This is a genomic window from Bradyrhizobium sp. (assembly GCF_036009065.1).
Lineage (GTDB): Bacteria > Pseudomonadota > Alphaproteobacteria > Rhizobiales > Xanthobacteraceae > Bradyrhizobium.
In genome coordinates this window covers 1-12,605 of the sequence record NZ_DASYMN010000238.1, presented here as the reverse complement: position 1 = coordinate 12,605, position 12,605 = coordinate 1, and the positions used below count along the sequence as shown (strand labels likewise).

At 63.0% G+C, this 12,605-nt stretch carries 11 protein-coding genes; 8 read left to right on the top strand and 3 right to left on the bottom strand.

Features of this window, described 5'->3' with window-relative positions; genetic code table 11:
- The 5 genes from VGP39_RS14350 to VGP39_RS14330 form a co-directional block, all read left to right on the top strand.
- The coding region (locus VGP39_RS14350; protein ID WP_327568765.1) for a hypothetical protein at nt 1-229 on the top strand (229 nt) is incomplete at its 5' end.
- Between the two features lie 72 nt (nt 230-301).
- Nucleotides 302-2,263 carry an ABC transporter ATP-binding protein/permease gene (locus VGP39_RS14345; RefSeq protein WP_327568764.1) on the top strand — a complete coding sequence of 654 codons (1,962 nt, stop codon included), beginning with the start codon at nt 302-304 and terminating at the stop codon, nt 2,261-2,263.
- Nucleotides 2,264-2,415: 152 nt separating this feature from the next.
- On the top strand, nt 2,416-3,252 hold the full coding sequence (locus tag VGP39_RS14340; protein ID WP_327568763.1) for an FkbM family methyltransferase: 837 nt from the start codon (nt 2,416-2,418) through the stop codon (nt 3,250-3,252).
- Nucleotides 3,253-3,307: 55 nt separating this feature from the next.
- Nucleotides 3,308-4,357, top strand: a complete 1,050-nt coding sequence (locus VGP39_RS14335; protein ID WP_327568762.1) for a ketopantoate reductase family protein — start codon at nt 3,308-3,310, stop codon at nt 4,355-4,357.
- Between the two features lie 187 nt (nt 4,358-4,544).
- Nucleotides 4,545-5,735, top strand: a complete 1,191-nt coding sequence (locus VGP39_RS14330; RefSeq protein WP_327568761.1) for a S8 family serine peptidase — start codon at nt 4,545-4,547, stop codon at nt 5,733-5,735.
- A gap of 28 nt (nt 5,736-5,763) precedes the next feature.
- Here VGP39_RS14330 and VGP39_RS14325 read toward each other — a convergent pair whose 3' ends face one another.
- A complete protein-coding gene (locus tag VGP39_RS14325) occupies nt 5,764-6,825 on the bottom strand; it encodes a hypothetical protein (protein WP_327568760.1) in 1,062 nt (353 codons plus the stop codon).
- 338 nt (nt 6,826-7,163) lie between these two features.
- Here VGP39_RS14325 and VGP39_RS14320 point away from each other — a divergent pair, with 338 nt between their 5' ends.
- The 3 genes from VGP39_RS14320 (at nt 7,164) to VGP39_RS14310 (ending at nt 9,954) form a co-directional block, all read left to right on the top strand.
- The gene (locus tag VGP39_RS14320) at nt 7,164-7,652 is read left to right on the top strand and encodes a pyridoxamine 5'-phosphate oxidase family protein (protein ID WP_327568759.1); all 489 of its coding nucleotides are present in this window, start codon (nt 7,164-7,166) and stop codon (nt 7,650-7,652) included.
- Nucleotides 7,653-7,892 carry a hypothetical protein gene (locus VGP39_RS14315; protein ID WP_327568758.1) on the top strand — a complete coding sequence of 80 codons (240 nt, stop codon included), beginning with the start codon at nt 7,653-7,655 and terminating at the stop codon, nt 7,890-7,892.
- Between the two features lie 160 nt (nt 7,893-8,052).
- Complete coding sequence (locus tag VGP39_RS14310; protein WP_327568757.1) at nt 8,053-9,954, top strand: OmpA family protein; 1,902 nt, start codon at nt 8,053-8,055, stop codon at nt 9,952-9,954.
- Between the two features lie 236 nt (nt 9,955-10,190).
- On the opposite strand, the gene VGP39_RS14305 is transcribed toward VGP39_RS14310, so the two are convergent.
- Nucleotides 10,191-11,420, bottom strand: a complete 1,230-nt coding sequence (locus VGP39_RS14305; protein WP_327568756.1) for an argininosuccinate synthase — start codon at nt 11,418-11,420, stop codon at nt 10,191-10,193.
- A 120-nt stretch (nt 11,421-11,540) separates the two neighbouring features.
- Entirely contained in the window at nt 11,541-12,320 is a 780-nt protein-coding gene (locus tag VGP39_RS14300; protein WP_327568755.1) for a phosphatase PAP2 family protein, read from the bottom strand.
- Nucleotides 12,321-12,605: the final 285 nt, after the last annotated feature.

Genomic DNA, 12,605 nt, shown 5'->3' with positions numbered 1-12,605 from the left:
GCCGGGAGGCGCCGCGCCCTACGTCACTGGGCGCGCGCGGCTGGCGTTATCAGCTGCGCAAGGCGGGGCCGCTGCTCCGTCTGAAGGGTGCCTCGCAAGCATCCTGGCGCCTCCCGCCGCTCCATCGCGCCAGCGCGGTTCGCTGGTGGAGCAGTTCTGGCAAACCTCGGACGCATTGCGCCGCGAGAACGCGGAAGCTTGGCTGTTTGAAATTTTAATCGGAAATTGAAGCAAAGCGCTTTCTTAACCTCGCCCCTCGGAACCCCATGGAACCTTTTGAAATCCCTTCCGTTATCGTTTCATGGCCAAGCATCCCGGCAAAAAATCCGCCAGCAGGAAGAAGCAGCCGATCGTCGAGGTCGTGTCCGAGGAAGGCGACGAGGTCGAGCCGCCGCCGCCGGAAGTCGTTGAGCCCGATCCGGAATTATCGTCTGAAGAAGCCGAGGAGGCGCGCAAGGATTATCTGCTGACGCGGTTCTGGATCAGCGCGCGCGGGTTCTGGGGCAAGAAGGGCGACCGGCTGGCGTGGGCGTTTTCGATCGGTCTGCTGATCCTGATCGTCGCCAATGTCGGTTTTCAATACGGCATCAATGTCTGGAACCGCGCAATCTTCGACGCCATCGAAAAGCGCGACTCCGGCACCGTGTTTTATCTGAGCGCGGTGTTCTTTCCGCTCGCCATCGGCAGCGTGCTGCTCGGCGTGGCGCAGGTGTTCGCGCGGATGGGCATCCAGCGCCGGTGGCGCGCCTGGCTGACCAGTTCGGTGCTGACGCGCTGGCTCGCCAGCGGCCGCTACTACCAGCTCAACCTGGTCGGCGGCGATCACAAGAATCCGGAATACCGCATCGCCGAGGATCTGCGGATCGCCACCGACTCGCCGGTGGATTTCGCCGCCGGCGTCACTTCCGCGTTCCTGTCCGCGACCACCTTCATCGTGGTGCTGTGGACCATCGGCGGCGCGCTGACGGTGACGATCGCAGGCTCGACCATCACCATTCCCGGCTTCCTGGTGATCGCCGCCGTGCTGTACGCCGCCATCGCCTCGGGCTCGATCATGACCATCGGCCGCAGCTTCGTGCAGGTTTCCGAAGACAAGAACCAGGCCGAGGCGGAATTTCGCTATACCCTGACGCGGGTGCGCGAGAACGGCGAAAGCATCGCGCTGCTCGGCGGCGAGGAAGAAGAACGCGCCGGCATCGACAAGAACTTCACCAAGGTGCTGCGGCAATGGTCGCGGCTGGCCGGCCAGCACATGCGAACCACGCTGGTGTCACAGGGATCCAGCCTGATTGCGCCGGTGGTGCCGCTCTTGCTGTGCGCGCCGAAATTTCTCGACGGCAGCATGACGCTCGGACAGGTGATGCAGGCGGCCAGTGCCTTCACCATCGTGCAGACCGCGTTCGGCTGGCTGGTCGACAATTATCCGCGGCTCGCCGACTGGAACGCCTGCGCGCGGCGCATCGCCTCGCTGATGATGTCGCTCGACGGCCTCGAGCGCGCCGAGCGCGGCGACGGGTTCGGCCGCATCCAGCGCGGCGAGACCGAGGGCGAGACCATGCTGAGCCTGAATGATCTGTCGGTGACATTGGACGACGGCACCGCCGTGGTCGACGACACCGAAGTCGCCATCGAGCCCGGCGAGCGGCTGCTGGTGGCCGGCGAGTCCGGCTCCGGCAAGAGCACGCTGGTGCGCGCCATCGCAGGGCTGTGGCCATGGGGCGGCGGCAGCGTCAATTTCCATGCCGACCGGCGGCTGTTCATGTTGCCGCAAAAACCTTACGTGCCTTCGGGCACGCTGCGCCGCGCGGTCGCTTATCCCGGCGCCGCGGACGACTGGACCGCGGAGCAGATGGGCGAAGCGCTGGACAAGGTCGGTCTCGCGCATCTGAAGGACAAGATCGAGGAAGACGCGCCATGGGACCAGACCCTGTCGGGCGGCGAGAAACAGCGGCTCGCCTTCGCGCGGCTGTTCTTGCATAACCCCGACATCATCGTGCTCGATGAGGCGACCTCGGCGCTGGACGCGAAAAGCCAGGACAAGATGATGGAGCTGATGTTCAAAGAGTTGCCGAAAGCCACCGTAGTCAGCGTCGCGCATCGCGCCGAGCTCGAAGCGTTTCACAGCCGCAAGATCGTGCTGGAGCGTCGCAAGGGTGGCGCCAGGCTGGTCAGCGACGTCGATCTTATTCCACGCAGAGGCAAGCGCCGCCTGCTCGGCCGCTTCCTGCGCGGCCGCAAGGCGGCCGCGAAGAAGGCGGCGTGACGTCATTGCGAGCGAAGCGAAGCAATACAGAGACACAACCGCAGACTGGATTGCTTCGTCGCAAGGCTCCTCGCAATGACGGCATTCTACTTGCGTCGCCCGCAAAGTCGGCTATGCATGCCGCGATTCCACGACGCTCAACGAGGATCTGTTTGACCCCCGCCAACGACAGTTCGCCCGCGCCGTTCGGCGCGTTCGCGCCCAGTGCCGCGCAGCAGGCCGTCATCTCGCTGGCGCATCGCTCACGGCTGAAGCGCGGTTCGTTCCGCCCGATGCTGTCGCGGCTGCTGAATTTGCTGCGCGCGGGTCCAATCGATGCCAGATATCAGGGCGCGGCGTTTCGCTTCTATCATCAAACCAGCGCCACCGAGCGCGGCGCGCTGTTCAATCCCGACTACAATCTCGAGGAGCTGGAATTTTTGCGTGCGCATACGCCTGCCGGCGGGGTGTTCGTCGATGTCGGCGCCAATGCCGGCACCTATGCTCTGCCGCTGGCGCGTCATGTCGGACCTGAAGGGCGGGTGATCGCGATCGAGCCACACCCGATTATGGTCGCGCGCCTGGCATTCAATCAGACCGCATCGGCAAGGGGAAATGTGGAGCTGATCGCCGCTGCCGCCGGAGATGCCGACGGCGAACTGATGATCGAAACCGACCGTGAAAACTATGGCGCGAGCCATGTCTACCCCGACGCCACCGCGCGCAGCGATGCGATCCGGGTGTCGGCGATGCGGCTGCTGCGCATTCTGCAGGACCAGGACGTAACGAGGATCGATTCGCTCAAGATTGACGTCGAAGGTTATGAGGATCGCGTGCTGATCGGCTTCTTCCGCGACGCGCCCGCGACGCTGTGGCCCCGTGCGATCGCGATCGAGCATCTGTCGCGCGACGACTGGGCCGATGACTGTCTTGCCGATATGCTTGCGCGCGGATATGCCGAAGCCGGCAGGACTCGCAGCAACACGCTGTTGGTGCTCGGTTCCAACTAAAGCGTGATGGTCCCGAGCGTCGAGAAATTTTGGCATAACCTGCGAAAGAGAGAGCATGGCGCGCAACGTTCTGATTCTTGGAGCCTCGTATGGCTCCTTGCTGGCGACAAAGCTGCTGATGGCGGGTCACAACGTGACGCTGGTTTGCCGAAGGAACACCGCAGAGCTCATCAATCGCGACGGCACCGAAGTTCGCATCAAGCTGCGCGACGCGCCGGCGCACCGCGCGATTTCTTCGCGCGATTTGCCGGGGAAGCTGGATGCGACCACGCCCCAGGACGTCGAGCTTTCCCGCTACGATCTGGTTGCACTCGCAATGCAGGAGCCGCAATACACCAACCACACCATCCGGGTTCTGATGATCAGGATCGCCGGGACAAAACTGCCTTGCCTTTCGATCATGAACATGCCGCCGCTGCCCTATCTCAAGCGGATCCCGGCACTGGCGGATATGGACCTCGAAGAATCCTGTACCAATGCCCTGGTATGGGAACGCTTCGAGCCGGGCCTGGTGTCGCTCTGCTCGCCCGATCCGCAGGCCTTTCGCCCGCCGGAGGAGGCGCCGAATGTCCTCCATGTCGGCCTGGCGACGAATTTCAAGGCAGCGGCATTTGCCGATGCGGCGCATAACCTGCTGCTTCGGGAACTGGAAGCGGACATCGACGCGGTGAAGCTGGATGGCCAGGACGTTCCCGTAAAACTCAAGGTGTTCGATTCGCTGTTCGTCCCGCTGGCGAAGTGGTCGATGCTGCTCACCGGTAATTACCGCTGCATCACGCTGGCCGAACCGCAGTCGATCCGCGACGCCGTGCACGGTGACCTGAAACTCTCGCAATCGATCTATGACCATGTAGACGCGCTCGCCCGGCGTCTGGGCGCGGACCCGAAGGACCAGGTGCCTTTCGAGAAATACGCCAAAGCGGCGGAAAGCCTTATAAAACCCTCGTCGGCGGCCCGGGCGGTGGCCAGTGGAGCGCCCTTCATCGAGCGGGTCAACCTGCTGGTGAAGTTGATTTCACATCAGCTGGGCATGCCCAATGCCGAGATCGACCGCACGGTGCAGGTCGTGGATCAAAAACTGAACGAGAAGATCGTGGCAGGCTGATCCCGCACAGGGCGATGTGCCCACACCACAAAGCGGCGAGAAGCGCTCCATCGCCGAATTGTCCCAGTCATTGTTCGATCCGCTCATGGCTTCGGGCCCTCAACAACATAACGCGCCTCCTGCTGTCGATTTTTGATAGTAGTAGACGGCAGCAGTGACATGCAGATGCCGATCACGGGTCGCAACAATGAAGTATATTATTGTCAAGAGGCGCAATCCTATCTTGGGCATCAAGAGGTTGAGCTCTGAAAGTACCTTTCATTATATCCTCACAACCGAGGATTTAGATGAAAAGGATATTTCAAAGCGTCGAGCGGGCGATGGCATAGAGGGAATCATTCCGGTCCTCGCCTTTCACAAAGTCGAGCCCCCGAAGCGTAGCGAGCACAACACCGCGTCGGCCGGAATTGTGGGCGGTGTTGCGTGGGGTGTTCGAGCGGTAAACGCAGTTTCGGCCTCCAATCTTGGAGAAGGGGTCAAAGTTGCGGTGTTGGACACGGGAGTCGATACTACTCATCCAGCTTTTCGGGGCGTAAATTTTCTCCTGCGGGATTTCACGTTGGATGACACGGGCGTACCGGACGTTGCCGCGGATATTGACGGCCATGGCACGCATGTAGCAGCGACAATTTTCGGCCGGGACATAGAGGGGACGCGTATTGGTGTGGCTCCCGGCATTAAGGATGTGCTCATTGGGAAGGTATTGTCTCCGGAGGGCGCAAGCTTTGTAGCCCTGAAATGCGCGCTGGATTGGGCGGTCAATAACCGTGCCGACGTGATCTGCATGTCACTCGGGATTGATTTTCCCTCAGCTGTCCGTCACTTCCGGGAGGCTCTGGATTTACCCGAAGATATTGCCGTCTCGCGAGTTCTCGATGCCTATCGTAGGACTATGCGACTTTACGACACCTACGCAGCTTCATTAAGAGCCCAGACTGAAAGCAGGGGGGGCGCGCTGCTAATAGCCGCAAGCGGTAACGAGAGCCGCCGCGACGAGGACGTACGGTTCACGGTGAATGCGGCTCCTCCGGCCGCCGCGGACGGCGTCATTTCAGTGGGCGCCGTGGCCAATATCGGCGATACTTTTCAGGTCGCGCCGTTTTCCAACACCGGCTGCGAATTTGTGGGCCCCGGCGTCTCCGTCTTGTCGGCTCAGTTGGGCGCCGGACTGAGGATAGAACACGGTACCAGCATGGCGGCCCCTCATGTGGCGGGCGTCGCGGCGCTATGGACACGTCACGAATTTCCCGATGGCGACCGCCGGGCTGGCTGGGCGGAAAGAGTGCGTTCAAGACTGAGATCCAGCGCCCGCCCTTTTGCAGCGCCATTCGAGAACATCGGATACGGTGTCGTGCAGGCGCCTCAACCTGTCAGCTAGCATTCGATGCTTGATGAGGCGGGATAACCTACGTGTAGTGATAATCCTCCAAGCCCGCGGAGCGCAGTTCACCAAGCGTTTCTGCAAGCTGACCGGTCTCCGTCGCATATTCCTGCCGATTCTCGTCAACATTGCGAATTTGATCTATGTCTCCAATGTATTCGTCCGCTCTGCGTATTTTCCTCAGAAAACCGTTCAAGACGTCGTTCGAAGCCTGATCCGTCAAACAATCGTGCTCGCAGGCGCTCCAACGCGCGCAGTGCAGCAGATACGTACACCGGGTTAGAGGATGAGGGTGGGATGGCGAGCGGGTGCCCGTCACTATCGCATGAGAATTCCATTGCAACGTATTGATCGTCAGTGCTGCAAGAATGCATTCCAGCATCAGCGCCTTATCGTTCGGATACTTCGAAATACCATCGAACGGCGCCTCGTTCTGAAGAAGATTCACGGTGAGGCTCGCGGCCGCAAACCAATCGGCGTCGAATTCCAACGTGCGTAGAATTTTTTGATCAGCTGAGTATGTTGAACCGCTCTTTTCCCTGAAGATGGATAACCTGTCTGTGTCCGAGGCGTACCGGCAATGCCCCAAGACCGCGTGAGCCAGTTCGTGCAACAGAGCGAAGAGATCGCAGAGCGACGCGACGAACTGAGCGTAGGTCAAATTTGCTTCCTTGCGCGGAGTGACCTGGCGCAGGGTTTCAAGCATGGTTTCGCTGGTTGCAAACACCTCCGCGGACAGAGAAAGCGTGATCGGAAACCCGCCGATCCCGTTCAGGTCTTTCAGATCGTCGGGGTCAGGTTCTGCGATACCCGTCTTGACCAGAAGACGGGAGAACACACTCGACGTAAAGACGTGCCCTTCCGTCAGGCCGAGAAAGTGAACACCATCACAATAATGCGCCAAACCGTCGGCATCCTGGTTCTCGAAGATGTCCAATCGAAATGTGAATGGATCTTTTAGCCGGTTATATCGAATGTCACGGGCATATTCGGTGATCAGCTCGATTGAGCTCTTGATCCCGGAAAAAGCCTGCAGACTTTCGAGCGTCCGGTCGGGGATAACATCCCCCAAATAAGCTGGCGGCATTGGAAGCATTCGACCCCCTGTTTCCGTTGACATCGGCAAGCCGCAATCTATGCCGCGGCCCGCGGGGAAGATATCTTTAGCCGCAAGGAACTTCGGTGGGTTGTTGCTCCGCCCGGCCACCTGGCGGGAGCGCCCCCTTAACTCACGTCAGGCTAAAATTCTGAGCCTCGCCCTTAGCCACAGCATCCTTGAAGAGCCCATGTTTGGGTTCGATTTCTGGATCGCCGACGCATTCTGACCGACTTGTATATTGTTACCGCGACGACAAAGGCCACCGCACGGCCGGGAACATCGCAGGTGTCGCGCCGTTATCGCTCCAACAGCACTGGAGCGACGCCATGGCCAATAACGACACCGCGCGCAATATCGACCGCGCCTGGGAACTGATGCAGAAAATCGGCTTCGCGATGCTGGTCACGCGGGACGGCGACAAGCTGCGGGCGCGGCCGATGAGCGCGTACATCGAGCGCGACAACAACGCGATCTATTTGCTCACGGATGTGCGCCGTCACAAGGATGACGAGATCGCCCGCAATCCAAATGTCAACCTGGCATTCGCCGATGCCGGGAGCCAGAAATACGTTTCCGTAAGCGGCACTGCGCTCGTCTCCAACGACCGCGCCAAGATCAAGGCGCTGTTTTCGACCCCGGCGAAGGCCTGGTGGGACTCAGCCGACGATCCGAACATCCGCGTGCTGAAAATATCGCCGGAGGAGGCCGAGTTCTGGGATTCGCCGGGCACCATCATCAGCTATGTGAAGATGGCGGCGGCCGCCGTCACCGGCACGCGGCCCGATATCGGCGAGAATCGCAAGGTCGCGATCTAGATGCCGATCGAACCGCCGGAAATTCCGCTTGCGACGCCGGGACAGCCGACCGAACCGCCGCAGGAAGAGCCGCCGGGCAATCCGCGGCCTGAAATACCGCCGCCGGTCAAGGAGCCCGGCGCTCCGCGGCAGCCGCAGGAATTGCCCGGCCGCACGCCCGACGAGTTGCCCGTGCGCGGCCCGCAGGGACCGCGCGCACCCAATCCTGCAACGGATGCCGGCGACCTGAATGCGCAATGAACGAATGCGCGTTCAGGCGTTTGCGCTGCCAAAATAAAAGCGACGCGCATTTGATGGCTGCCACAATCCGGCCTAATGGTTGGCTGCTGATCGTCGCGCCGATGTTCGGCCGACAAGCACCTTGTTTGTTGTTCAAGGTTTTTCCGGGGACGTAAGGTTCATGACAAAACTCCGCCTCGTGCTGCTTGCCACCACCGCGCTCACGGCTGCGCAATTCGCTGGCGCTTCCTCGCATGCGCAGACCGCGCCCGTGGTGATGGCGCAGGCCGCGCCGGCACCCGAAGGCAAGGAGGCACCGCCCAAGCAGCCGCCGAAGGCTGCACCGCCGGCGCGTCCCGCGCCCCCTGCAGCGGCACCTCCGCGCCCCGCGCCGCCCCCGGCAGCCGCACCGCCGCCACCGCCTGCGGCAGCACCACCCCCTCCACGTCCCGCTCCGCCGCCTGCGGCAGCACCACCACGTCCCGCTCCGCCGCCAGCTGCTGCACCGCCTCCGCCACGCCCTGCACCGCCGCCTCCTCCGGCAGCCGCACCGCCGCGCCCGACCCCGCCCCCCGCCGCGGCTCCGCCCGCGCGTCCCACACCGCCTCCCGCCCCTCCCGCGGCAGCGCCCGCGCGCCCGACGCCCCCACCTCCACCCGCGCCGCCTGCGGCCGCGCCGCCGGCGCCCGCTGCACCTCCGGCCGCGGCCCCGCCGCCGCGCCCTGCTGCGCCGGCTCCAAGTGCCGCACCGCCACCGGCGCCGCCGTCCGCGGCACCGCCATCGCCGCCGGCGGCAACGCCAACGCCTGCGCCGACCCCCTCTGCGCAACCGCAGCAGAAGGGTGCGCCGGGTACCCCCGGCGCGGGCCGGCCAGAACGTCCCGGCGAGCCGCCCGCCCCATCGGCAGCGCCAGGCGCCGCTCCATCAACGGCACCAGCCGCGCCGCCTGCGGGCGCGGCACCTCCGGCGCCGCCTGCAGGTGCAGCCCCTCCGGCCGCAACGCCGCCTGGACAGCCCGGCGGCCAAACCGGCGTGCCCGGTGGCGCGCCGTTCGGGCGTCGTGCGCCGCCGACGGTTACCGCGCCGATCCCCGCGGCGCCGCCGCCCGCCCAGGCGCTGACGCCTATCGCGCCCGGTGCTGCCCGCCAAGGACCGCAACGCATGGACGATTTCCGCGGCGCGCGGCGTGAAACCGAACAGGGCGGCCGCAAGGTGTTCACCGAACCCGGCCGCGTGATCGTGGTCGATCCCGGCGGCCAGTCGTTCATCCGCCACAACGAGGTCGATCGCTTCCGCTACGGCGCGCGCGATGTCCGTACCCAGCGGGTCGGAAACGACACCCGAACCATCGTGGTCCGTCCCGACGGCTCCCAGATCATCACCGTCAGCGGCCGCGACGGCCAATTGGTACGCCGCATCCGCAGGGATCCGCGGGGCCGCGAGATCATCATCATCGACAACTCCTACCGCGGTCCGCGCGCGGCCGCCGGCTTCTATGTCGACCTGCCGCCGCCGGTGATCCGCATTCCGCGCGACCGCTATATCGTCGAAGCCGAAACCGCGTCGCCCGATCTGATCTACGAAACCATGATCGCCCCGCCGGTCGAACGCATCCCCCAGCGTTACACGCTCGACCAGATCCGCTACAGCGCGTCGGTGCGCCAATTGATGCCGAGCATCGACCTCGACACCATCAACTTCGAGACAGGGTCGTGGGAGATTCCACCCGATCAGGCCGCGAAACTGCAGGCGATCGCGGACGGCCTCAATCGCGTGATCTCGGAGAATCCGCGCGCGGTGTTCCTGATCGAGGGACACACCGACGCGGTGGGTTCCGACGTCGACAATCTGTCGCTGTCGGATCGCCGCGCGGAATCGGCGGCCGAATTGCTGACGCAGCAATTCAACGTGCCGGCGGAAAACCTGACCTCGCAAGGCTACGGCGAGCAGTACCTGAAGGTCGACACGCAAGGACCGGAGCGGCAGAACCGCCGCGTCACCATCCGCAACATCGAGCCGCTCCTGAACGGCGGCAGCAGGCCGCCGCCCCCGCCGCCCGGCACCGCGCCGCCGCGAAGGTGAGGTGCTTCACCTCTCCCCGCTTTTCGCGGGGAGAGGTCGGTTCGCTCTTGCGAACCGGGTGAGGGGCAGGGCACTGCATTCAATCCCCAGTTGGAATTTGAGGGTCGCACGCGAACCGGATATTGGTTCGAACCCGAGAGGTTGTAAGCGCTGCAGCGCCCTGCCTCGCCCCTCACCCCAACCCTCTCCCCGCAAAAGAGCGGGGCGAGGGAGCGCGCTGCGCTCGGCGGCGACGCCTACAGCCCCAGCTTCTTCCTGCGCTGCCCCAGCGTGCGCAGACGCAGCGCGTTGAGCTTGATGAAGCCGGCGGCGTCGCGGTGATCGTAGGCGACCGCGCCTTCCTCGAACGTCACCAGATCCTGATCATACAGCGAATATTTGCTCTCGCGGCCGACCACGATGACATTGCCCTTGTAAAGTTTTAGACGCACGCGGCCGGTGACGTATTGCTGGCTGTGATCGATCGCCGCCTGCAGCATCTCGCGTTCCGGCGCGAACCAGAAGCCGTTGTAGACCAGCTCGGCATATTTCGGCATCAGTTCATCCTTGAGATGCGCCGCGCCGCGATCCAGCGTGATCGATTCCATGCCGCGATGGGCGGCGATCAAAATTGTGCCGCCCGGCGTCTCATACATGCCGCGAGACTTCATGCCGACGAAACGGTTCTCGACCAGATCGAGCCGGCCAATACCATTGGCGCGGCCGAGTTCGTTGAGTTTCGCCAGCAGCGTCGCCGGCGACAGCTTCTTGCCGTCGATGGCGGTCGCATCGCCCTTCGCGAAATCGACGGTAATAAAAGTCGGCTGATCCGGCGCCTTCTCCGGATCGATGGTGCGCGAATAAACGTAATCCGGCACTTCCTGCGCCGGGTCTTCCAGCACCTTGCCTTCACTTGACGCATGCAGAAGATTGGCGTCGACCGAAAACGGCGCCTCGCCGCGCTTGTCTTTCGCGATCGGAATCTGATGCGCTTCCGCGAATGCAATCATTTGCTCGCGCGAGCGAAAATCCCATTCACGCCATGGCGCGATGATGGTGATGTCGGGTTTTAGCGCGTAATAGCCGAGTTCGAACCGCACCTGATCGTTGCCCTTGCCTGTAGCGCCATGGGACACCGCGTCGGCGCCGACCTTTTCGGCGATCTCGATCTGCTTCTTCGCGATCAGCGGCCGCGCGATCGAGGTGCCGAGCAGGTACTGGCCTTCATAGACGGCGTTGGCGCGGAACATCGGGAACACATAGTCGCGGACGAATTCCTCGCGCAGATCCTCGATGAAAATGTTCTCCGGCTTGATTCCGAGCAGCAGCGCCTTCTGCCGCGCGGGCTCCAGCTCCTCGCCCTGGCCGAGGTCGGCAGTGAAGGTCACGACCTCGCAGCCATAGGTCGTCTGCAGCCATTTTAGAATGACCGAGGTGTCGAGGCCGCCGGAATAGGCGAGCACCACCTTCTTGACGTTCTTGCTCATGAAAGTCCTGTCAAATTCGTTTCAAGCGTCATACGCGGGCTTGACCCGCGTATCTTGAAAAGGAATCTCAATAGAGGATGGATTGCCGGGTCAAGCCCGGCAATGACGATCTGCTCGGATTCAGGGCTCCGCGGGCTGCGGCCCGACATCGCGACCGCGCCATTTCTGCACGCGCCGATAAACCGGCCAGGCAAACCGCGTCAGCGTGGCGTCGATGCCCTGGTCGGTCATCCGGGTCGATGGCCAGCGGTAGATATAGCCGTGGATCAGCCAGACCACCAGAAACGTCACCAGGCCCGCCGCCGCGACGTCGGTGAAGAAATGCCCGCCGAACGCCATCCGCAACGCGCTGGTGATCACGCCGAACAGCGTCGCGCCGGCGAAAGCCAGCGGCCGCCACGCCGGCGGGGTCAGCGCGGCCGGCGCATAGGTCCAGAAGGCGGTGGCGCCTTCGCCGGAGAAGAACGAACAGTTGCGGCCGCAGCCGCCGCGCGGATCCCACCACGGCACAAACGGCAGGTCGCCGTTGAACTGCGTCACCACCACCGGCCGCGGCCGGCCCCAATAGGTCTTGAAGGTGAGGTTGGTGAGGATGCCCGCGGAAAGAATCAACGTGACGAGCAGAAACACAACGGCGCGTCCGGAGATCAGCAGCGGCCGGTCCGGCCGCGCCAGTTTTACTGCCAGCGCGACGATGGCCGGCAGCGCGATGCCCCACGCGATCCACATCGCGCCGTCCCGCGCGATGGCCGCCAGCGCGTTGAGCTTCAGCGGAAATGTTTTCGCCGCGGAATCGTAGAACAACGCGGCGAGGCGCAGATCTAGTTCGGGATAAATCCCGAACAGCAATCCGATCACAAGCGTAAGACCAAGCGCGATGAAAAGTCCGGTCCGGTTCATGGCGCGGGGTTTAGCCGAGGGCGATGATGATGAAAAGCCCGAGAAACAACCACCGTCATCCTTCGAGGCTCGCCCTCTGGGCGAGCCTCGAAGGATGACTACAGGCGCGATGCTTGCGGCCGTCCTTCGAGACGCCGCGCAAGCGCGCGGCTCCTCAGAGTCTGATTCAAAATAAGTGACTCAAATCATTGGAGTTCGAGACACGGAAAGTCAGCCCACTTTCAGATGCGACTTGTTGAAACCCGTTGGAGCATCGCAATAACTGCAGATTTGCCTGAGGTCAGA